Genomic DNA, 20,897 nt, shown 5'->3' on the forward strand with positions numbered 1-20,897 from the left:
GCCGTCTCACCCCAGTCCTGTGACCACACCCCGGAGCAGGAGCCCGCACCCGAGGGCGAGGACGACGGTCGCCGAGGCGAACGGGGCCGCCCGGTGGGCCAGGGCGAAGAACCGGCCCCGTGGCCGGGCGGCCAGCCTGCGGGTGGTGGTCTCGCGCAGCCGGACCACCGCGAACCCGGCGCCCGCCAGGGTGACGGCGAGCCCCGCCCCGTACGCGATCACCAGCAGGAAGCCGAACCACGCCTGCCCGAGGGCCGCAGCGCCGACCAGTACGACGACGGCGGACGGGCTCGGCACCAGGCCGCCCGCGAACCCCATCAGGACGATCCCGCGCAGCCCGGGGGCGGGCGGAAGGTGACTGCGGGCGTGGGCGAGAGCCGCCGCCTCCGCGTCGGCCTCGGCATCGCTGTGGGTGTGCGGGTGGGGATGCGGGTGTGAGTGGGGATGGGGGTGCGGGTGTGCGTGGGGGTGCCCGTGCTCCTGGGGCTCGGGCTCCGCCGTGAGGGTGGCCACCCCGCTCCCGGCCGGCTCGGGCGCGCGGCCGTCGCCGTGGGAGTGCCCCTGCGGGTGCGGGTGTCCGTGTCGGTGTCCGTGTAGGTGTCCGTGTCGGTGTCCGTGACCGTGCCCAGGAGTGTGCCCGTGTGTGTGATCGCGGGCGTGATCGTGCCCGTGGCCGTCCCCATGGCTGTGCCCATGACTGTGCCCGTGCTCGTGCCCCTCCCTATGCCCGTGCGCATGCGCATGCGCATGTCCGTGCCCCTGCGGGCGCTTCCGGTGCCGCCACGCCCGGCGGAGCAGCAGCGCGCCCGCGACCGCGACCAGGGCGCCGCTCGCGATGGAGAGCCAGAACACCACCGTCGGCGCCGCCGCGGAACCCGCCGCGATCAGCGCTCCCAGGGCGAAGACACCGAGCGTGTGCGTCAGTGTCACCGAGAGGCCGAGGGCGAGCACATCGCGGAGCGAGCTGCGTCCGCCCGCCGTCGCGGCGGCGGCCATCATGGTCTTGCCGTGCCCGGGGGCGAGCGCGTGCATCGCGCCGAGCAGCAGCGAGGCGCCGAGCGCCAACGCCGCGAAGCCGACGGTCAGTTCGTGCCGGGCCACCAGTCCGGTGAGCGCCTGCGCCCAGCGGTCCGCGCCGCGCGGCAGCACCCCGGCGGCCGGGGAGCCGCCGGTTTCCTGCTCGCCGCCGGCCAGCGCGGGCCCGCCGGCGTGCACGGTGAACGCGGCCTCCTTGCGGTCGGGCGGTGACGAGAGCAGGTCGTCGGGGTAGGCGGTCAGCCGCCGCGACACCGAGCCGGAGGGGACGTCCCCGGTCTCCTTGAGGGTCGTCCGGTCGCCCCGCGCGGTGATCTCCCGCCAGCCCGCGCCGGTGGCGACGGCCGCCGGCCGGTAGGTGAGCCGGAGCGGCTCGTCCTCCGGCAGCGGCGCCGTCAGTTCGCAGGTCACCCGCAGGGTCCGCAGCCCGGCCTGGCCGGGCCGCTCCTCGGCCTTCGCCGCGCCCGCCGTGACGGTGACCTCCGTGCCGCCGCCCTCCCCGGTGAGCAGCTCGGCGCCCGCGGCGGCCGTGTCGCAGCGGGCCGTGGCCCAGGCGGTGAGTTCGGCGGCGGAGAGTTCGTCGTTCCCGTCGGTGTCGATCCGGGTACGTTCCTGGGCGGCCGGGATCTCCGCCAGGTCCTCGACATGGTCCACCCGCAGGGTGCCGGGGGCGGCCACCAGGCCGTCGTACTGGCTGACCGTGAAGTTGCCGAGCGGGTGCGCCTGGGCCGCCGGGGCGGCCAGCAGCGCGAGCGCCGTCCCCGCGACCAGGGTGGCGAACGCGGTGGCGACGGTGCGGCGCGGCTCCGCCATCACTCCCCCTCCCCCTCACGGGTCGGTTTCCGCAGTGTGTCCCTGGCCTCGCGGGCGCCCGTGGGCGAGAAACCAGGGTTGAGGTCGAGGGCGGCGGTCAGATCGCGGCGCGCGGCCCCGGTGTCGCCGAGGGCGTGCTGGATCATGCCCCGGTGGTAGAGGAATTGAGCGTTGCGGTAGCCGGGGGTGGCGGCGGTCGCCTTCTTCGCGTAGGCCAGCGCCTCGCGGTCCTTCCCGTTGGCGTGCAGCGCCCAGGCGAGCGCGTCCGCCGTGTGGACGCTCTCGCGGCGCGACCACTCGGCGCGGGCGGCCTTCAGCGCCTCCGCCGGGTCGCCGTGGTCGGCCTCGATGAGGGCGGACTCCAGATCGGTGGCGACCCCGTTGGCGCGGGCCAACTTGGTCCATACGCCGACGAGTTGGTACTGCTCCTCGGCCTTCTCCGGCTCTCCGGCCACCTCCTGGAGTTCGCCGAGGGCGGCGAGCTGACCGGGCAGGGGGTAGCGCCGTACGACCTCTTCGAGGGCGGTCAGGGCCTGTTCGGTCCTGCCCTGGGCGGCGTAGGTGCGGCCACGCCCCTCCAGGGCCGGGAGGTACTGGGGGTCGGCGCGCAGGGCCGCCCCGAAGTGGTCCAGGGCGTCCGCGTACTGCCCCTGGCTCCAGGCGAGTTGGCCGAGCGCGGTGGCGACGTAGGCGGTGTCGGCGGTGCTGGAGGCGGAGTCGAGCGCGCGGAGCAGCACGTCGCGGGCGCCCTCGGTGTCGCCGGTCAGCTCCTGGACATACGCGTAGCGGGTGAAGACGGGGAGGCCGGGGCGGCGCCGGTCGGCGAGTTCGACGGCCTGCGACGCCTCGTCGTAGCGGCCGAGTTCGACGAGCGCGTCGACCCGGGTGGAGAGGGCGCGCTCGCTGTACGGGTTGACCCGCAGCGCCCGGTCGGCCTGGGCGAGCGCGGCGGGGAAGTCGTGGCGGGCGGCGGCGAGTGCGGAGCGTCCGGCGAGGGCGGTGTCGTTCTCGTCGGCGGGGCGCAGCGCGAGCGAGCGGGTGAACGCCTTCTCCGCCTGCGGGTAGCGGGTGGGGTCGCCGCTGGTCCTGGCGTCCTCGACATAGGCGGCGCCGAGGGTGGCCCAGCCGGTGGCGTCCTTGGGGTGGTCCTTGAGGTGTTTCTGGAGGGAGGCGATGCCCTGGGCGAGGTCCCGGGAGGTGAGCTGGTCGACGGGGACGCTCGCGGCGAGCGCGGGCGCGGCGCGGGTACCCGGGTCCTCGTCGCCACGGGCGCCGAGCGCGACGGAGGCGGCGGTGACGGCCAGGGCGACGGCCATGACCGTGAGAACACGACGCCGACGCCCGGCACCCGCCGTCGCGGCGTCCGCCGCTGTGGCGCTCGCCGTGGCAGCGCCCGTCGTCGCGGCGCCGCGCGCCTTCTCGCCCCCTCCCTCGCCCTCACGCCGTCGCGCGGTGTGCGGCTTCCGTACGAGCATCGGTCTCGCCTTCCTGGGGTCGTGCGGTGGTGGGGGCCCGGCGGCGCCCGTGGGGGAACGGATGACGCCGCCGGGCCGTTCGGGTGGACCGGTCAAGGCCCTGCGCCAGTACGGCGGTTGGCGCCCGGAGGGTACGGTGTGCGCGGTACGGGGGTACCCGCGTCAGCCGACCCAGGACGGGCGGGAGCGACGGGCGCGGAACCAGGTGGCGCCGAGGCCCACGATCAGGGCGACGACGGCGCCCGCGCCGGCGGAGACGAGCATCAGCGTGGTGCTGGACCAGTTCGCGGTGAGCGCGCCCATGCCGGTCAGTCCCGAGCCCGCGCCCTTGGTCGCCACGTCGGTGGCGTCGACGTCCGAGCCGGCCTTGGGGAGCGCCACGTACGGGAAGTTCTTCTCGAACTCCTTGTCGTTGGCGTCGACCTTGTCGCTCAGGTCGTTCTTCTCGCCGAGGAGCGCGCCCTCGACGACCTGGAGCGAGATGTCGAGCACGTCGTCGGAGAGGCGGCGGCCGTTGGGGAAGCCGGCGGTGTCACCCTCCAGGACGGCCAGCCGCTTCGGCTTGTCGACCGGCTTGATGGAGGTGTTGAGGCGCAGCATCTCCGAAGGGGTGACCTTCGGGGGCTGGTTGAGGTCCTTGACCCCGGTGAGGAAGACCTCGGCGAGGTCGTTCCGCGGCTCCTTGGGGGCCTTGATGCCGAAGATCGCCTCGATGAGCTTGGGCAGCTCGGGCTCGGTGACGTTCTTCAGGAAGTCCGCGTCGTTCTCCGGCGAGGAGGCGTTGAACTTGTCCTTGTCCTTGACCGGGTTGACGACCTCGTTGACCAGCGGCATGCCGAGCCGCGAGACACGGGTGAACTCGCCCCTGGCGTTCTTCCGCTCCGTGGTCGCGTAGACGCCGATGACCGGCTGTTCCTTCGACTCCCGGAGGTAGGAGGTCGGGACCTGGAGGGCGATGCTGTTGACGTTGTAGCCGCGGAGGGTGTCGTTGCCGACCTCCGACAGGTCGCCGCCGTACAGCAGGTCGAAGACGCGCAGGTCGGCGAAGAACGGGTCGTCGGCCTGGCCGGCGAAGGCCTTGATGCCGCCGGGGACCTTGGCGATCGCCTGGTCGCGGAGCTTCTTGTAGTCGGGCATCGACGCCTTGCCGACGTTGGACGGGGCGACGGGCAGCCCCTCGGCGACCTTGTGGCGCGAGACTTCCTTCTTGTGCTCCAGCCGGATCAGTTCGATGTCGTAGGTCTGGGTGAAGTTGAGCTCCGGGGCGTCCAGGCTCTTCACCACACCGGTGTTGTACAGGAAGGTGTGCTCGTTCTTGCGGTGGTCCTTGAACGTGAACCGGTAGATCAGGTCGTCCTGCGCGTCACCGTTGTTGTCGATGTGGATCTCGTACCGGGCGTCGGTGGCGAACGTGTAGAAGTTCGGTCCGCCCGCCGGCTCCTGGAACGGCAGGACATTGGTGATGATGGTCGTGGTGTCGGGGTGGTCGGGGCTGACGAACGCGTAGAGGTCCGTGTTGTCGAACTGGGGCTGGCCCGAGATCAGGGGCGCTTCGCGGTGGCTGGAGGCGTGTGCTGCCTGGGGCACCAGCGCGGCCACGCCGGTGGCGGTGACCCCCCCGGCGGCCAACGCACCACAGGCGAGCAGCGCGACGCTCCTGCGTCCCCGCCACGTACGCCCGCTTCTGGTGATTGCGGTCATCGATTCGTCCTTCGTCGTCCGTCATCCGGTGCCGTTCCGGCTTGCTGTACGTCCTTACGTGCGCCACACCGGTCTTGTTCGGTTCGGATCGCGGCAAGTTGGTTCTCCGGAGACCGAGTTGGGGCCGGAGGCCATGGCGGGGCTGGGACGTAGCCGGATCGGGGCCGGCAAAAAAATTTTTCGGCCGGACCAATCCTTCGGAGGCCGTGCGACGAAGAAGAGAAGACGGGGAGTATCAGCGCACGTCAGAACGGGTACGCGCGGGCCTCGGGGCGACGCTCCCGTACGTACCCGGGCGGTGTTCCCGGTACGGAGCGGGGCGGGCCCCGTACGACGGACGCCGGTCCCGGCGGAGCGTCGGAAACGCTCACCGGGACCGGCGGTGGGGGGTGCCCGTCGCCGCCGTACGGCCCCGTCACACCGACAGGTCCGTACCACCGGACGGGCCCTTCACACCGACCGGGGGACCGTCACACCGGAAGGCCCCCGGTCGCCCCCGGAGGGGTCAGACGAAGTTGACGTCGCTGCACAGGAAGTAGGTCTGGTCCATGTGCGACGCCTGCCAGATGGTGTAGACGACATGGCGTCCGGTGTATCCGGAGGTGCTGACGTCGATGGCGTAGTTCTGGCTGGGGCCGTAACTGCCCGTCCTGGCGACCAGTTGGAGGTCGCTCCACTTCAGCGGCTGGGTGGTGGGGTCGTACCCCTGCCGGCTCACATAGACGAGGAAGTAGTCGGCACCGTGGCTCGCCTGGTCGTACAGGTCCACCCGGAAGTCGGCGCGGATGTCCGTGGTCTTCCACGCGCCCGGCGTGTCGAGCGAGCGGTACCGCCCGCCCTCGGTCTGGCCGCCGCTGCACAGCTGGCCGTCGGGGACGGCGGCCGGGAAGTTGCCGCCCGAGCCGTCCCGGTAGAGGCCGTTCCAGTTCCACATGGCGTTGGGGTTGTCCTGCCACGCCTGCCAGCACATCGGGTCGAGCTGTGCCATCGCGGGGTTCTGGAAGTCGCTCCCCCACCGCAACCAGCAGCCGTAGTTGCGGGAGGCGGGGTCGATGACGGAGCCGTGCGCGGAGGCGGTGGTGACGGAGGGGATCAGGCAGAACAGCGCCGTGGCGAGCACGGCGAGCGCCCGGGCGGCCCAGTGCCGGGACCGCCTGATCCTGCTGTCGTGATCATGACATTTCATGGAGTCTCCATTGTCCGGTCTGTGGGGTGTTCGGAAATGGGAGCGCTCCCACTTTACCGCGCCGTTACGCGGCGGCATAGAGCCGAAACATGCCATTCACCGGAAACCGGGGGCGCGGGCCGGCACCACGGGCAAGGCGAGGCCCTGGCCCGGAGTACGCTCCGACGGGGCCGTCGCGGAGGACGTGGCGCCGGGCACCCCCTGACCGCCGAGACCGCCGCCCTGCCGTCCCCGCCCCGAGCCGAACCCACGCGAAAGGCTGCCCGACCTATGGCCGTTGTCCACCGCACCACCATGCGACCGACCAAGCTGGAGCTGCTGACCCTCTGGCTCCCCACCCGCCCCTGGTACCACGCGGGTACGGGCACCCCCGCGTTGAGCCGGACCGGCGGGTTCCGGCTCGACGACCCGCGCGGGGAGGTGGGGATCGAGTTCATGGCCGTCACGGACACCTCCGGCGAGCGGCCGCACACCTACCACATCCCGCTCGGCTACCGGGGCGCGCCGCTCGACGGGGCCGAGGAGGCGCTGATCGGGACGAGCGAGCACGGGGTGCTCGGGCTGCGGTGGATCTACGACGGGGCCCATGACCCGGTGGTCGTCGCCGCGCTGCTCGCCCTGCTCGCCGGGGAGGCGGAGCCGCAGGCGCAGAGCCTCAGCGACACACCCGACCCGTCGGTCGTCGCCCGGCTGGCGGAGTCCGCCCGTCCGGTCGTCGAGGGTGCCGCATCCGGAGCCGTACCGGTGGTGGACGGGCCGGAGGGCACCGATCTGCTGCTCCGTACGGCCGGCCCCGACGGCTCTCCCGGCATGGCGGGCGGTCCGCTGACGGTACGGGTCAACCGCACCCTGACCGACGACGGTGACGCCCCGTCGGGCGCGCCCGGGCGGCTGGGAGAGGTGACCGCCGGGTGGAGCCTGCCGGACGGCACGGCGCCGCGCGGCGCGTACGCCGTCGTGACGGGCGCCGCATAGGGCCGGGGCGGAACGGAGGAGCCGGCCGACACGGGGTCGGCCGGCTCCTGGCTCCGGTCGTGGCGTGCGCGTACGCGGGGTTACGCGGGCACCGGCTCCTGCTCGGCGTCGGCGGCCTGGGCCTCGGCGCCGGCCCGCCGCTCGGCCTTGGCCTGGGCCACGGCCTTCGCGGAGGCGCTGCCCGCGGCCTCGCCGGTGCCGTCGGGCTCCTCCGCGCCGCCCTCGGCGATGGCCAGGAAGTGGCGGACGGCCTCGACGGAGAGTTCCAGCTCGTCGGAGGCGCCCACCTCGCTGCCGAAGACCTCGACGGCCTCCGCGACCGCTTCGGCGAGTTCCGCCTCGGCCTTGCGGAGTTTGGCCTCGGCCTTGTCGACGGTGTCGACCACGGCGAGCTGGCGGCGCTGCTTCTCCTGGAGCTTCTGCTTACGGGACGGGCTTTTCTCGGGGGATTGCGAAGTCATGACCAAGATCCTATGACGACCCTCCGCAATCCCCGAAATCCCAACTGACGCCCGTCGAAAGGCGGTTCCCGGGCCCATTCCGCGCGGCAATTCCGGGTCCCCGCCGCGGGCTCTTCACACCCCTTGTCCGGCGGTGGCCCCGGGCCTGGCCTCGGCGCGCGGGGCCGGTTCCGGTCTGCGGGTGAGTGCGGAGACACCGGCCGTCACCAGGGTGTTGAGCAGCAGCGCCACGATGCCGACGTTGAAGTCCTTGACGGACTGGGGCAGGAAGGGCAGCAGGTCGCCGACGGTGACGCCGGAGAGGCTGACGAGCGCCACGACCGCCACGCCGACGGTGATCCCGGCCGCCGCGCCCTCTTTGGTGACCAGCCGGCGGGCGGCGAGGCTGCCGACGAGCGCCGGGAAGAGCTGGGTCACCAGCGCGTATCCCATGAGCAGCAGGGAGACCAGGGAACTGCCGCCGTTGAAGGTGAAGTACAGCGAGATCAGCGCGAGCGCCGGCACCAGGAGCTGGGCCAGTCTGCCGACATGGGCCTCGGAGGTGTGCGGGCGGGCCAGCCGGTAGACGTTCTTCGCCAGACAGGTCGCGGAGGTCATGAGCAGCAGCGAGCCGGGGACCAGCGCGGTGAGCAGCCCGGCGCCACCGACGATCCCGACCGCCCACGGCGGGAAGGCGGCGGTGGTGACGCGGAGCAGCGCGAGGTCGGCGTCGGCGCCCTGGAGGCCGGGGACGACCATGAGCGCGGTGAAGCCCGCGAAGAAGACGAAGAGCAGGATGAGCTGGTAGAGCGGCATGAAGATGGCGTTGCGCCGGAAGACCCGCTCGTTCTGGGCGGTGTAGGAGGCGCTGAAGGTGTGCGGCCACATGTAGAAGCCGACGGCCGAGAGGAGCACGGTGGTGGCGAACCAGGAGGTGCTCATCCCGCTGGAGGGCAGGGTGAGGAAGCCGGGGTGGGCGGTGTCGACGGCCCGGAACATGTCGCCGATTCCGCCGAAGTAGTGCACCGGCAGATAGATCCCGAGCACGAGGACGACGAGCAGGATCGCGACGTCCTTGAGCACGGCGGTCCAGGCGGAGCCGTGGATGCCGGAGATCGTCACGTATACGGTCAGCGCGACGGTGCCGATGATGATGGCCCAGTGCGAGGGGATGTGTCCGTACGAGGCCACGGAGACGATGATCCCGAGGCCCTTCAACTGGAGGACGAGGTACGGCACCATCGCGACGACGCCGACGAGCGCGACCAGCGCGCCGAGCCAGGGGCTCTCGAACTTCGCGACGAAGAAGTCGGACTGCGAGATCAGCCGGTGTTCCTTCGCGTACCGCCAGACCGCCGGCAGCAGCCAGTACGACAGGACATAGGCGAGCGAGGCGTAACAGAGGATGTAGTACGCGGGCGCTCCCTTGCCGTAGGCCCAGCCGGAGGCTCCCAGGAAGGTGAAGGTCGTGTAGATCTCCCCGGCGAGCAGCAGGAAGACGAAGACCGTCCCGAAGCCGCGGCCTCCGACGGACCACTCTTCGAGGTTCATGTCCCTGCCGCGGCGGGCGCGCAGCCCGAGCCCCAGGGACGCGATGAGGAAGAGCAGGATGACGATGAGGGCGGTCACGACGCGGGGTCCTTCCGGTGGGCCGGGGCGGGCCGGTTGGCCGGGTCCAGCCGGTAGATGACGGCCATGGTCGCCGAGATCAGCACGACCCAGAGGACCAGCCAGAAGAGGATGAACGGCATCCCGAGGACGTAGGGCGTCACCCGGTTCGCGAAAAAGATCCCGCCGAGGATCCCGAGGAACGGGACCACTCCGAGCAGGTGGAAGGGTTTCACGGTCAAGGACCTCCTGGAGCGGGCGGGCTCCTCACCGGAGCGGAGGCTCCGGGGCTGCCGCCGGGGGGGGCGGCCGGGCCCGCCGGTTGCGCGATGGGGCGGCTCTCCGCGTTTAGTTGAACTTTCACACTGCGGAAACTCATTTCCGGCCTGGGAGATGTATAGGCCCGCCTGGCGCCCCTGTCAACGGTTCCCACGAGACGGACAGATGTCGCATCGCACCCCGCGAGGGGGGTTGTTATTCCGCCATGCAGAAAATACTATCCGCATCACAGAAACAGCGACCGTGCCTCGTACCCGTCCCCGTCCCCGTACCGCTGACGCTTCTCCCGGAGGAGACCCCATGGCACACATGTTCCTGAACGGCCAGGCGATGGAGGGCGGCCCCTTCCACCACCACCTCAAGGGCGCGCCGCTGGTGGCCCGGACCCGTACCGCACCGGGGTACCGGTTCTTCTCGATCCGCGACATCTGTCCGGGGATGCTGCCCGACGCGAGCGCCGGCAGCACCGTGCTGGGCGAGGTCTACGACGTACCCGACGAGGTGCTCCGCGACGAACTGCTGCCCTGCGAACCGCCGGAGCTGGAGTTCGGCATCATCAAGCTGGCCGACGGCGCCTCGTGCTTCGCGATGGTGCTGCGCCGCGGCGAGCTGGAGAAGGGCGTCCACACCGAGATCACCCCGTTCGGCGGCTGGCGCGCCTATCTGAAGACCCTCGGCCGCGAGGTCTGAGCGGCGGGAAGACTCCGCACGGCGGGAGCGGAGCGGCAGCCGGCTCCGCCGGCACCATCCGACAGCGACGAAGAGAAGGAAGCACACGATGAGCGTCACCCCCCGGAAGATCGCCTTCATCGGCCTGGGCATCATGGGCGCCCCGATGGCCGCCAACCTCGTCCGTGCCGGCCACACCGTGACCGGCTGCAACCGCAGCCGGCCGGCCGTCGACACGCTGATCGCGGCGGGCGGCCGGGGCGCCGCGACCATCGCGGAGGCGGTGAGCGACGCCGAGGTCGTGATCACCATGGTCCCGGCCGACGCCGAGGTGAAGGAGGTCGTCCTCGGCCCGGACGGCGTCCTCGCGCACGCCGCCCGGGGCACCCTGCTGATCGACATGAGCAGCATCACGCCGGGGACCTCGCTGGAGATCGCCGCCGCCGCGCGGGAGAAGGGCGTCCGTACCCTCGACGCCCCGGTCTCCGGCGGCGAGGCCGGGGCGATCGAGGCCGTCCTCTCCATCATGGTCGGCGGCGAGGCCGAGGACTTCGCCGACGCCCGGCCGGTCTTCGACGCGCTGGGCACCACCGTCGTCCATGTCGGCCCGCACGGCGCTGGGCAGACCGTCAAGGCGGCGAACCAGCTCATCGTCGCCGTCAACATCCAGGCCCTCGCCGAGGCCGTGGTCTTCCTCGGCAACGCCGGGGTGGATCTGACGGCGGCGCTCGATGTGCTCGGCGGCGGTCTGGCCGGCTCGACGGTGCTGGAGCGCAAGCGCGCGGCGATGGAGAGCGGCGACTTCAAGCCCGGCTTCCGGATCGACCTGCACCACAAGGACATGGGCATCGTCACCGACGCCGCCCGCGCGGTGGGCGCCCCGCTGCCGGTCGGCTCCCTCGTCGCCCAGCTCGTCGCCTCCGCGCGCGCCTGCGGCGACGGCGGCCTGGACCACTCCGCGCTGCTCCGGGGCGTCGAACGCCTCGCCGGCCGCGGCGACCACTGACCCCACCCCCCACACGACGCACGAGACCCCCAGGAGAACCTCATGGCTCGCATGACCGCGGCCCAGGCCGCCGTGCAGATCCTCCGGCGTGAGGGCGTCACCCACGTCTTCGGGCTGCCCGGCGCTGCGATCAACCCCTTCTACTCCGCGATGCGGAGCGACGGGGAACTGACCCATATCCTCGCCCGGCATGTCGAGGGCGCCTCCCACATGGCCGAGGGGTACACCCGGGCCAAGGCCGGCAACATCGGTGTCTGCGTGGGCACCAGCGGCCCGGCGGGCACCGACATGATCACCGGTCTGTACGCGGCCGCCGCCGACTCGGTCCCGATCCTCTGCATCACCGGCCAGGCCCCGGTGTCCAAGCTGCACAAGGAGGACTTCCAGGCCGTCGACATCTCGGCGATAGCCAAGCCGCTGACGAAGATGGCGATGACCGTGCTGGAGCCCGCGCAGGTCCCCGGCGCCTTCCAGCAGGCGTTCCATCTGATGCGCTCCGGGCGTCCCGGGCCGGTTCTGATCGACCTGCCGATCGATGTCCAGATGGCCGAGATCGAGTTCGACCCGGAGACGTACGAGCCGCTGCCGGTGTACAAGCCGGCGGCGACACGGGCGCAGATCGACAAGGCGGTCGAGCTGCTCCAGGCGGCCGAACGGCCGCTGCTCGTCGCGGGCGGCGGGGTCATCAACGCCGACGCGAGCGAGCTGCTGGTGGAGTTCGCCGAGCTGACCGGGGTGCCGGTGGTGCCCACCCTGATGGGGTGGGGGTCCATCCCGGACGACCACCCGCTGATGGCCGGGATGGTGGGGCTCCAGACCTCCCAGCGGTACGGCAACGAGACGCTGCTGGCCTCGGACTTCGTGCTGGGCATCGGCAACCGCTGGGCCAACCGGCACACCGGCTCGGTCGACACGTACACGCGGGGGCGCACCTTCGTCCATGTGGACATCGAACCGACCCAGATCGGCCGGGTGTTCGCGCCGGAGCGGGGCATCGTCTCCGACGCCGGGGCCGCCCTCGAACTCTTCGTCGAGGCCGCGCGGGAGCTGAAGGAGGCCGGGGCACTCAAGGACCGGTCGGCCTGGTCGGAGAGTTGCCGGGAGCGCAAGCGGACGCTGCTGCGCAAGACGCACTTCGACAGTGTGCCGGTCAAGCCGCAGCGGGTGTACGAGGAGATGAACAAGGCGTTCGGGCGGGACACGCGGTACGTCTCCACGATCGGCCTCTCGCAGATCCAGGCGGCGCAGATGCTGCACGTCTACCGCCCCCGGCACTGGATCAACGCGGGCCAGGCGGGCCCGCTGGGGTGGACGCTCCCGGCGGCGCTGGGGGTCGCGACCGCCGACCCGGACGCCACCGTGGTGGCGCTCTCCGGGGACTACGACTTCCAGTTCCTGATCGAAGAGCTGGCCGTCGGGGCGCAGTTCAGGATCCCGTATCTGCATGTCGTCGTGAACAACGCCTACCTGGGGCTGATCCGGCAGGCGCAGCGCGCCTTCGACATGGACTTCTGCGTGCAGTTGTCGTTCGACAACATCAACGCGCCGGAGGTCGGCGGATACGGCGTGGACCATGTCAAGGTCGCCGAGGGGCTGGGGTGCAAGGCGATCCGGGTCTTCGAGCCCGATGCCATCCAGCCGGCGCTGGAGGAGGCCAGGAAGCTGATGGCGGAGCACCGGGTGCCGGTGATCGTGGAGATCATCCTCGAACGGGTCACCAATGTCGCCATGGGCACCGAGCTCGACAACGTCAACGAGTTCGAGGAGCTGGCGGCGGGCCCGCAGGACGCGCCGACGGCCACGCTCGCCCCGGTCAGCGGAGGGTGACCGGGTGCCCCCTGTGGGCATCCGTGCCCGGGGACACCCGCCGGGGCGCGATCAGCGGAGGGTGCGTGCGATCGGCACCAGCCCGGTCTGGTAGGCGATGACGACGAGCTGGGCGCGGTCGCGGGCGCCGAGTTTGGTCAGGGCGCGCTGGATGTGGGTGCGTACCGTCAGCACGCTGATGAAAAGACCCGCGGCGATCTCCGCGTTGGATCTGCCCTGGGCGGCGAGCACGGTGACCTCGCGTTCTCGCGGTGTGAGATCGTGCAGCCGCTCGGGGGGCGCCAGGGCGTTGTCCGGCGCGGGGGCCGCCAGGAAGCGGGTGATCAGGGCGCGGGTGGCCCCGGGGGAAAGGAGCGCCTCGCCGGAGGCCACGGTACGGATCCCCGCCAGCAGGGCGTCGGTGGTGACGTACTTGCCGAGGAAGCCGGAGGCACCGACGCGCAGCGCTCTGGCCACGTACTCGTCCGTCTCGAACATGGTGAGGATCAGCACCCGGGTGCCCGCCAGATCGCGGTCGTCGCAGATGGCGGCGGTGGCGGCGAGGCCGTCGGAGCCGGGCATCCGAATGTCCATGAGGACGACATCGGGGTGACGGGTACGGGCCAGTGCCACGGCCTCGTCGCCGTTGGCGGCCTCCCCCACCACCTCCATGTCGTCGCAGGAGTCGATCAGCAGCCGGAACGTGCCCCTCAGCAGGGCCTGGTCGTCGGCGAGCAGGACGCGGACGGTCACGGGGCCACCTCTTCCTCTGACATGTCGTTCCGGCGCTCCTCCCGGGCCTGGGGATGGATCGGCAGCGCGGTGGTGACTTCGAAACCGCCCCCGGCACGGGCCCCGGCCCGCAGGTCACCGCCGACCGAGTGGGCGCGTTCGCGCATCCCCATGAGGCCGAAACCGTCCTGCCGGGCGGCGGGAGCGGTGGCGGGTCCGTCATTGGTGACGGTGATGAGCAGACGGGAGTCATGGTAGGTGAGCCGCACGCGGGCCGCGTGACCGCTCGCGTGTCTGGTGACGTTGGTCAGGGCCTCCTGGATGATCCGGTACGCCGTCAGGTCCACACCGGGGGTCAGGGGCTGGGGCTCGCCCTCGGTGGTGACGGTGAGTTCGAGCCCCGCCGACCGGCAGGCGGAGATCAGTTCGGGGAGCCGGTACAGACCGGGTGCCGGTTCCAGGGAATCCGCGTCGGGGTCGCCGGCCTGGCGCAGCACGCCGACGGTGGCCCGGAGTTCGAGCAGCGCGGAGGAGGTGGTGGACGTCAGGGCGGCGAGGATCTCCCGCGCCTGCTCGGGGTGGCTGCGCGCGAGGTGGGCGGCGGTGCCGGCCTGGGCGTTGGCGACGGCCATGTGGTGGGCGACGACATCGTGGAGCTCGCGGGCGATACGCATGCGCTCCTCGGCCACGCGCAGCCGTGCCTCCTCCTCACGGGTGTGCTCGGCGTGGGCAGCGCGGGCGTGCACCGACTCCGTGTAGAGGCGCCGCAGGCGGGACTTGCCGCCGAAGGAGAGGGGCAGCATCAGCCACAGGAAGGGTCCCACGGTCCTGAGCAGGAACGAATGGCCGCTGGGGTCGGCGATCAGCGCCGTGGCCACCACAACGGACATGGTCGTCCAGCCGTAGACGCGCGTGGTCCTGGAGTCGGTGAGTGTGGCCAGCCAGTACAGCGCGACCATGACCGGCGCCAGCAGCAGCGGACTGAGCAGGTAGCCCCCCGCGGCCATGAGCACGGCGCCCGCCGCGGTCACGACGACCCCGGTGCGCGGATGGCCGCGCCCCTTCATGACGGCGACACAGGAGACGACGGCGGCGAGGATCTGGACCGGCCACTCCTGCGGCGGGCGAGCGCTGTCCGGCGTGGTGATCACGGAGCCGAGGACCGTGCAGCCGAACAGCGCGAGCACCGTCACCGCGTCCACGGTATGCGGGTGGCGCTCCGTGTAGCGCTCCAGACTGATGGTCATCACATTCCTCCGGGTGGCGTACGGGGTCCATGGTGGCCGAATCCGGCCGGGACCTCCTCCCGGGCGGTACGGCCCGGGAGGAGGTCCCGGGCCGCACCGCCCGGGGAAGGTCCCGGGCGGGCACGCGTGGTGGGACGGCCGGTCAGAGGCGCGTCGTCACCGGCTCCCCGGCCGGCGCCCCGGGACTCGTCGAGACGGCCGGCCGGTGGCCGAGGGTCTCCCCCTCGACATCGACGCGAGGCAGGATCCGGTCGAGCCGGCGCGGCAACCACCAGGCCCGGTCGCCGAGGAGCGCGAGGACGGCGGGCACCAGCGCCATGCGGACGACGAAGGCGTCGAAGAGCACGGCCGAGGCGAGTCCGAAGCCGATCATCTTGATCATGGAGTCGCTCTCGCCGATGAAACCGGCGAAGACCGCGATCATGATCAGCGCGGCGGCGGCCACCACCCGGGCGCTGTGCCGGAAGCCGGAGATCACCGATTGTTCCGCCGTTTCTCCCCGGACGTGCGCCTCTCGCATGCGGGAGACGAGGAACACCTCGTAGTCCATGGCGAGACCGAAGACGATGCCCACCAGGAAGATCGGCATCAGGCTCATGACGGGGCCCGTCTGCTCCACTCCGAACACGCCGGCTCCGTGTCCCCACTGGAAGACCACGACGACCGCGCCGAGGGCGGCGAGCACCGACAGCAGGAAGCCGAGAGCCGCCTTGAGCGGGACGAGCACGGACCGGAAGACGGCCAGCAGGAGGACGACGGCCAGCCCCACGATGGTCGCGAGGTAGGGGACCAGTGCGGCCTGGACCTTGGCGGCGATGTCGATGTTGAGCGCCGTGGTGCCGGTGACCTCGAAGGAGGCCCCGGTCGCGGACTCGGTGCCGGGCCGCTCGTCGCGGATGGTCCTGACGAGGGTCTTGGTCCTCTCGTCGGTGGGGCTGGTGGACGGCGTCGCCATGAACACCGCCGTGTCAGCCGCCTTGTTGAAGGAGGGCCGCGTGACGGAGACCACGCCCCTCGTGCCGCCGATCCGCCCGGCGACCGCCGCCACGGCCGCCTTCGCGTCCTCGGTGCCCTTCGCGTCCACGACGATGGTGAGCGGCCCGTTGAAACCGGGCCCGAAGCCCTGGGCGAGAGCGTCGTAGGCGCGGCGTTCGCTGGTGGAGGTGGACCTTGCCTCGTCGCCGGGCATGCCCAGCCGCAGGGATGTCATCGGCACGGCGAGGGCGCCGAGGCCCAGAACGCCCAGGATCAGCACGGGGACGGGGCGGCGCCAGACGAAGCGGGCCCAGCGGGCGCCCAGGTTGTCCTGGGCCACCGGTGGCACCGGTGGCACCGTTCCGGTCTCCGGATGCCGCGCGGTGTTTCCCGCGTCCCGGGTCCGCCCGCCCCACCGGGACCTCCGGCCGGGCCGGGCTGCCTGCCCGCCGGGCCCGCCCTGCCGCCGTACGGCACCGGGCAGTACCGCGCCGGGCCAGAAACCGAGGAGGGCCGGCACCATGGTCAGCGCGACGAGCACGGCGACGACGACCGCGCCCGCGGCGGCCAGGCCCATCTTGGTCAGCATCGGAACACCGACCACCGCCAGACCGGCGAGCGCGATGACGACGGTGAGCCCGGCGAAGACGACCGCGGATCCGGCGGTGCCCACCGCGAGACCGGTCGCCTCCTGCGGGGCGTGCCCCTGGGCGCGTTCCTCGCGGTAGCGGGAGACGACGAAGAGGGCGTAGTCGATGCCGACGGCCAGCCCCAGCATCATCGCCAGGGTGCCGGTGCTCGTGGAGAGGCCGAAGGCGGCGGCCAGCGTGGTGATCGTGAACAGGGTGACACCGACACCGAGGAGCGCGGTCAGCAAGGGCAGTCCGGCGGCGGCCAAGGAGCCGAAGGTGATCAGCAGGACGACCGCGGCCACCGATATGCCGACGATCTCGGCGACGCCGCCGGGCCCGCCGCCGCTGTCCGTCGCGGAGCCGCCGGCCTCCACGGTCAGACCCGCCTCGCGGGCCCGGTCCACGGCCTTCTCCAGAGCCGCCCGGTCGCCGTCGGTGAGGTTCTCGGCCTTCACCCGGTACATGACGGTCGCGTACGCCGTGGAGCCGTCCTGGCTGACCGCCCCCGACGCGAAGGGCTCCGCGACGCCGGCGACCTGTGGCCCTTCGCCCAGTTCACCCACCGTCTCCTCGATGAGCCTCTTGTTACCGGCCGCGGTGACCTGCTGACCGTCCGGGGCCACGAAGACCACCCGGGCGGTCGCGCCGTCGGCGGCAGCCCCGGGGAAGCGCTCGCCCATCAGGTCGAACGCCCTCTGGGACTCGATCCCCGGCATCGAGAACTCCGTATCGGGGGCTCCCGGCGCCCGCAGCGCGGTCAGCCCGGCACAGGCCAGCACAGCCGCCCACAGCACGGCGGCATACCAGCGCCGCCGGAAGGCCAGACGGCCCAGTCGATAGAGAAAAGCAGCCACGGCAAGGAACCTCACGTCGGATCGCACGGACCCGACCAGGCTGCCGTCCCAGGGGGTGCCCGGTCGTCGTGCGGCTGCTGGCAACCGCGTCTACCGCAACGGCAGGAGCCCGTACCGCGGCTGCGGTACTTCCGCGACCGGCCAGGCACCGCCGGGCCGGCCGGGCCGGCACGCCGCCGCCGTCGTCCGCCGGGAGCGCCGCTGGTACGCCCGCGCCGCCGACGGCCGGTCGCGCCGGGGTCAGCCGGAGGTCGGCGGCTTCCGCGTGTCGAAGGCGACGACGGTGTTCTGGGCCGCTGCGACGATCACCGCGCGCCCCATGACGGTGACGCGCGGGCTCGCGCTCAGGTCGCCCGTGAGACCGTCGGCCTGCGGATCCGTGGTCCACAGGCGTCTGCCGTCGTACCCCGCCAGGGCGACGACCCGGCCGGTGGCCGAGCTGAAATACAGGGCGCCGGCTCCTGCCACCGGGCCGGAAGCGCCCTCCACGCTCGTCTGCCGGGACCACTTCTCCCGGCCGGTCGCGGGGTCGATCGCCGTGATCAGTCCGGTCTGCCGGCTCACGTAGAGGGTGCCGTCCGTCATGCCGGGCGTTCCCTCGTAGGTCTCGGCCAGCCGGGATTCGGTGACCTCGCCGGTGGCCGGGTCGACCCGTACCACCCCGTCGTAGCCGGACATCTGCGGCCCGTCCATGGCCATCCGGAGGAGGACGAGCTTGCCGTCGGCGACGCCCATCGGCATGACGGGGTCCGACAGCGCGATACGGGCACCCAGCTTCCCCGAGGCGCCGTCGACCGGGTACAGACTGGCGTGGTTCACCTCCAGGGCGTCCAGCTCCGGGTCCGTCGCGCACATCGCGAGCAACTGTGCGCCCTCGGCGACGGGGGCGCACCGGGTGCCCGCCGGGAACGAGGTCTTCCAGGTGACCTTGCCGCTGTGCGCGTCCCTGGCCTCGAAGCGGGAGTCGGCGGCGTCGACGGTCACCACGGTGGAGCCGGTCACCACGGCGTCCTGGTCCCGGGCCGTGACGGCCAGCGACTGGGCGCCGGACTCCACGGACCACAGCTCCCGGCCGCTCTCCGCGTCGACGGCCACCACCTCGATCCGCGGGTCCTGCGGGGCGTCCTCGGCGGCGAGGCGGTAGCCGACCACCGTGTCGTCGGTGGCGCCCACCAGGTGGACGCCGACGATGGGGATGCCCGGGCTCTTCACCGTCCACACCGGCGAACCGTCCGCGACCCTGAGACGGGTGGCGACCACCCCGCCGCCGCCGCAGAACAGCGCGTCGCCGCGCGCGACGCAGCGCAGTTCGTCGGGGGTGTCCTCGCGACCGCCCCGCGCCGTCGTGTGCCAGGGCTTGAAGCCGTCCGGCAGCGCGGCGACCGGCGCGGCGGTGCTGCTGACCCCGCCCGCGCCACCACCACCGCCGTTCCCGACGAAGCCGCCCGCCTCCAGCGCGGTGATGCCCCCGCCGGCCGCCGCCACCGCGGCCACCGCCGCGAGCACGGAGCGCCACCGGCGGCGGAGCCGGCGGCCGATACGGGCATCGCCGGCCCGGGCGGCACCGGAACCGGCCGGGGAGCCCGGCGCCGTGGTGTCCCCCGCCGCGAGGTGGTGCTGGGTGATCATGTCGCGGGTGCGGCCGGCGCCGGGCCCGTCCGCGCGGGTCCCGTCCGCGCCGGCCCCGTGCGCACCGCTCCCGCCGAGGTCGGCCGGCAGGTCCCGGAGCAGGACGAGGAGTTCGTCCGCCGAAGGACGCCCCTCGGCCTCCTTGGCCAGGCACGGTTCGACGACCGCGCGCAGGACCGGCGGCACCGCGTCCAGCTCCGGTTCCTCGTGCACCACCTGGTACGCCGACAGGTAGGGGCTGTCCGCCTCGAAGGGCCCGCGCCCCGTCGCCGCGAACACCAGCAGCGTCCCCAGCGAGAACACGTCGGACCGCGGCCCCACGTCGCGCGGCGCCCGCAACTGCTCCGGCGACATGAAGGGCGGCGTCCCGATGACCCGCCCGGTCATCGTCAGCGTCTGCTGGTCCGCGGCGCGCGAGATGCCGAAGTCGATGACGCGCGGCCCCTCGGACGAGAGCACGACGTTCGAGGGCTTCAGGTCACGGTGGACGACGCCCACCCGGTGGATGTCGCGGAGCGCCTCGGCGAGACCGATGGCGATGCTCCGCAGCTCCGCCCCGTCGAGCGGGCCACGCGCCGCGATGTGCTGGGCGAGCGTGGGTCCCTCGATATAGGTCGTCGCCATCCACGGCTGCTCGGCCTCGGGCGCGGCGTCGACCACGGCGGCGGTGAAGGCTCCGCTCACCCGCCGCGCCGCCGCCACTTCCTGCCGGAACCGGATGCGGAACTCGTCGTCGCCCGCGAAATGCTGATGGATCAGCTTGATCGCGACCGCCCGTCCCGAACTGGTACGGGCGAGAAAGACCGTGCCCATGCCTCCCGAGCCGAGCCGGGCCTCCAGCGGGTAGCCGCCGATCTCGGCCGGATCACCTCCGCGCAGCGACACTCTTCCCGACCTCTCGTCCTCCCGTGCGCCTCGGTCACCACGGGTCCGCGTGTCCATCCTGTCCTGCACACAAACTAGCGGCTGGGCGGCGCGACGGAGCGCGGCGGGTGCGCTACCCCAGGAAGCTCAGCCGCACCTGGCGCTCCGGGTTGTCGGTGTTGGTGTCGACCAGGCAGACCGACTGCCAGGTGCCCAGCGCCAGTTGGCCGCCGACGACCGGGAGGGTGGCGTGCGGGGGCACGAGGGCGGGCAGGACATGGTCCCTGCCGTGGCCCGGGGCGCCGTGGCGGTGGCGCCAGCGGTCGTCGGCGGGGAGGAGGGTGTGCAGGGCGGCGAGGAGATCGTCGTCGCTGCCCGCGCCGGTCTCGATGACGGCCACACCGGCCGTGGCGTGCGGCACGAAGATGTTGAGCAGGCCGTCCCGGCCCGCCGCCGTCTCGCGGAGGAACTCGGCGCAGGAGCGGGTCAGATCGGTCACGGTCTCCTGACCGCCGGTGGTGAGACGGAGGACTCTGGTGGTGAACGCGTGCGACATGCGCCCATCCTGCCGTCCGCCCCGCCGCTCCCCGCCACACGCCCCGCCGACTGCCGCGCACCGGTCCGCTTCCGCGTCCCCGTCCGCCTCACCGTCCGCGTGCCGAGACGGCATTGACCGAAGCCGCTCGCTCCCCTACCTTCTGCGACATGTCCCGATCAGCTCTGCTCACCACGCGCGGTCACATCGACCTGCTGCGGGTGGCCTCCGCGTGTTGTCGCGGCCGCTGATCCCTCTCCGGTTCCGGCGCCGCTCCCTGCCGAGCGCCGTTCCACCCCGCCGTCACCCCGTCCCCTAGGGCCTGTCGTCCCCCGGCCTGCCGCGCCGTGGCAGTGCCGCGCCCGGACGCCCGGGGCCGGGCCCTGACGGCGTACCCCTCTCCTCCCCTTCCGCCGTCCGCCGTCCGCGCGTGACC

17 protein-coding genes are annotated in these 20,897 nt (G+C 72.5%); 5 read left to right on the forward strand and 12 right to left on the reverse strand.

Annotated features, from left to right (window positions below; translation table 11 throughout):
- Nucleotides 1–6: 6 nt before the first annotated feature.
- From AB0O07_RS09680 to AB0O07_RS09695, 4 genes are all read right to left on the reverse strand, one after another.
- The gene (locus tag AB0O07_RS09680; protein ID WP_365629643.1) at nt 7–1,848 is read right to left on the reverse strand and encodes a nickel transporter; all 1,842 of its coding nucleotides are present in this window, start codon (nt 1,846–1,848) and stop codon (nt 7–9) included.
- Nucleotides 1,848–3,323 (reverse strand): tetratricopeptide repeat protein, encoded by a 1,476-nt coding sequence (locus AB0O07_RS09685; RefSeq protein WP_365629646.1) that lies wholly within the window; start codon nt 3,321–3,323, stop codon nt 1,848–1,850. The genes AB0O07_RS09680 and AB0O07_RS09685 overlap by 1 nt, the downstream gene beginning before the upstream one ends.
- 162 nt (nt 3,324–3,485) lie before the next feature.
- A complete protein-coding gene (locus AB0O07_RS09690) occupies nt 3,486–5,024 on the reverse strand; it encodes a DUF4331 domain-containing protein (RefSeq protein ID WP_365629649.1) in 1,539 nt (512 codons plus the stop codon).
- A gap of 505 nt (nt 5,025–5,529) precedes the next feature.
- A complete protein-coding gene (locus tag AB0O07_RS09695; protein WP_365629652.1) occupies nt 5,530–6,210 on the reverse strand; it encodes a lytic polysaccharide monooxygenase auxiliary activity family 9 protein in 681 nt (226 codons plus the stop codon).
- Between the two features lie 270 nt (nt 6,211–6,480).
- On the opposite strand from AB0O07_RS09695, the gene AB0O07_RS09700 reads away from it, so the two are divergent.
- The gene (locus AB0O07_RS09700; RefSeq protein ID WP_365629655.1) at nt 6,481–7,185 is read left to right on the forward strand and encodes a 1,4-alpha-glucan branching protein; all 705 of its coding nucleotides are present in this window, start codon (nt 6,481–6,483) and stop codon (nt 7,183–7,185) included.
- Between the two features lie 80 nt (nt 7,186–7,265).
- Here the strand turns inward: AB0O07_RS09700 and AB0O07_RS09705 are convergent, their stop codons facing one another.
- The 3 genes from AB0O07_RS09705 to AB0O07_RS09715 form a co-directional block, all read right to left on the reverse strand.
- Nucleotides 7,266–7,646, reverse strand: a complete 381-nt coding sequence (locus tag AB0O07_RS09705) for a hypothetical protein (RefSeq protein ID WP_365629658.1) — start codon at nt 7,644–7,646, stop codon at nt 7,266–7,268.
- Between the two features lie 114 nt (nt 7,647–7,760).
- Entirely contained in the window at nt 7,761–9,254 is a 1,494-nt protein-coding gene (locus tag AB0O07_RS09710; RefSeq protein ID WP_365629661.1) for a sodium:solute symporter, read from the reverse strand.
- Nucleotides 9,251–9,469: a DUF3311 domain-containing protein gene (locus tag AB0O07_RS09715; RefSeq protein ID WP_365629664.1), complete on the reverse strand. Its 219-nt coding sequence runs from the start codon at nt 9,467–9,469 to the stop codon at nt 9,251–9,253. The genes AB0O07_RS09710 and AB0O07_RS09715 overlap by 4 nt, the downstream gene beginning before the upstream one ends.
- 343 nt (nt 9,470–9,812) lie before the next feature.
- Here AB0O07_RS09715 and AB0O07_RS09720 point away from each other — a divergent pair, with 343 nt between their 5' ends.
- The 3 genes from AB0O07_RS09720 to gcl all read left to right on the forward strand — a co-directional run bounded on the left by AB0O07_RS09720 (nt 9,813) and on the right by gcl (nt 13,014).
- Nucleotides 9,813–10,202: a gamma-glutamylcyclotransferase gene (locus tag AB0O07_RS09720; RefSeq protein WP_365629667.1), complete on the forward strand. Its 390-nt coding sequence runs from the start codon at nt 9,813–9,815 to the stop codon at nt 10,200–10,202.
- A gap of 88 nt (nt 10,203–10,290) precedes the next feature.
- Nucleotides 10,291–11,187 carry a 2-hydroxy-3-oxopropionate reductase gene (locus tag AB0O07_RS09725; protein WP_365629670.1) on the forward strand — a complete coding sequence of 299 codons (897 nt, stop codon included), beginning with the start codon at nt 10,291–10,293 and terminating at the stop codon, nt 11,185–11,187.
- Nucleotides 11,188–11,229: 42 nt separating this feature from the next.
- On the forward strand, nt 11,230–13,014 hold the full coding sequence (gene gcl, locus AB0O07_RS09730) for a glyoxylate carboligase (RefSeq protein ID WP_365629673.1): 1,785 nt from the start codon (nt 11,230–11,232) through the stop codon (nt 13,012–13,014).
- A 51-nt stretch (nt 13,015–13,065) separates the two neighbouring features.
- Here gcl and AB0O07_RS09735 read toward each other — a convergent pair whose 3' ends face one another.
- The 5 genes from AB0O07_RS09735 to AB0O07_RS09755 form a co-directional block, all read right to left on the reverse strand.
- Nucleotides 13,066–13,746 (reverse strand): response regulator transcription factor, encoded by a 681-nt coding sequence (locus AB0O07_RS09735; protein ID WP_365629676.1) that lies wholly within the window; start codon nt 13,744–13,746, stop codon nt 13,066–13,068.
- Nucleotides 13,743–14,972, reverse strand: coding sequence for a sensor histidine kinase (locus AB0O07_RS09740; protein ID WP_365629679.1), 1,230 nt, complete (start codon nt 14,970–14,972; stop codon nt 13,743–13,745). Before AB0O07_RS09740 ends, AB0O07_RS09735 begins: the two co-directional genes overlap by 4 nt.
- 142 nt (nt 14,973–15,114) lie before the next feature.
- Nucleotides 15,115–17,433, reverse strand: coding sequence for an MMPL family transporter (locus AB0O07_RS09745; protein WP_365629682.1), 2,319 nt, complete (start codon nt 17,431–17,433; stop codon nt 15,115–15,117).
- Nucleotides 17,434–17,673: 240 nt separating this feature from the next.
- Complete coding sequence (locus AB0O07_RS09750; protein WP_365629685.1) at nt 17,674–19,947, reverse strand: PQQ-binding-like beta-propeller repeat protein; 2,274 nt, start codon at nt 19,945–19,947, stop codon at nt 17,674–17,676.
- A 112-nt stretch (nt 19,948–20,059) separates the two neighbouring features.
- Nucleotides 20,060–20,482, reverse strand: coding sequence for a YjbQ family protein (locus tag AB0O07_RS09755; protein ID WP_365629688.1), 423 nt, complete (start codon nt 20,480–20,482; stop codon nt 20,060–20,062).
- Between the two features lie 149 nt (nt 20,483–20,631).
- On the opposite strand from AB0O07_RS09755, the gene AB0O07_RS09760 reads away from it, so the two are divergent.
- Complete coding sequence (locus AB0O07_RS09760; protein ID WP_365630348.1) at nt 20,632–20,712, forward strand: putative leader peptide; 81 nt, start codon at nt 20,632–20,634, stop codon at nt 20,710–20,712.
- The last annotated feature ends 185 nt before the right edge of the window (nt 20,713–20,897 follow it).

Source organism: Streptomyces sp. NPDC093085 (assembly GCF_040683935.1).
Taxonomy (GTDB): Bacteria; Actinomycetota; Actinomycetes; order Streptomycetales; family Streptomycetaceae; genus Streptomyces.

Coding starts and splice junctions, on each gene's coding strand:
- AB0O07_RS09680 (WP_365629643.1), bottom strand. CDS start 1,848: ATGGCGGAGCCGCGCCGCACCGTCGCCACCGCGTTCGCCACCCTGGTC.
- AB0O07_RS09685 (WP_365629646.1), bottom strand. CDS start 3,323: ATGCTCGTACGGAAGCCGCACACCGCGCGACGGCGTGAGGGCGAGGGA.
- AB0O07_RS09690 (WP_365629649.1), bottom strand. CDS start 5,024: ATGACCGCAATCACCAGAAGCGGGCGTACGTGGCGGGGACGCAGGAGC.
- AB0O07_RS09695 (WP_365629652.1), bottom strand. CDS start 6,210: ATGAAATGTCATGATCACGACAGCAGGATCAGGCGGTCCCGGCACTGG.
- AB0O07_RS09700 (WP_365629655.1), top strand. CDS start 6,481: ATGGCCGTTGTCCACCGCACCACCATGCGACCGACCAAGCTGGAGCTG.
- AB0O07_RS09705 (WP_365629658.1), bottom strand. CDS start 7,646: ATGACTTCGCAATCCCCCGAGAAAAGCCCGTCCCGTAAGCAGAAGCTC.
- AB0O07_RS09720 (WP_365629667.1), top strand. CDS start 9,813: ATGGCACACATGTTCCTGAACGGCCAGGCGATGGAGGGCGGCCCCTTC.
- AB0O07_RS09725 (WP_365629670.1), top strand. CDS start 10,291: ATGAGCGTCACCCCCCGGAAGATCGCCTTCATCGGCCTGGGCATCATG.
- gcl (WP_365629673.1), top strand. CDS start 11,230: ATGGCTCGCATGACCGCGGCCCAGGCCGCCGTGCAGATCCTCCGGCGT.
- AB0O07_RS09740 (WP_365629679.1), bottom strand. CDS start 14,972: ATGACCATCAGTCTGGAGCGCTACACGGAGCGCCACCCGCATACCGTG.
- AB0O07_RS09755 (WP_365629688.1), bottom strand. CDS start 20,482: ATGTCGCACGCGTTCACCACCAGAGTCCTCCGTCTCACCACCGGCGGT.
- AB0O07_RS09760 (WP_365630348.1), top strand. CDS start 20,632: ATGTCCCGATCAGCTCTGCTCACCACGCGCGGTCACATCGACCTGCTG.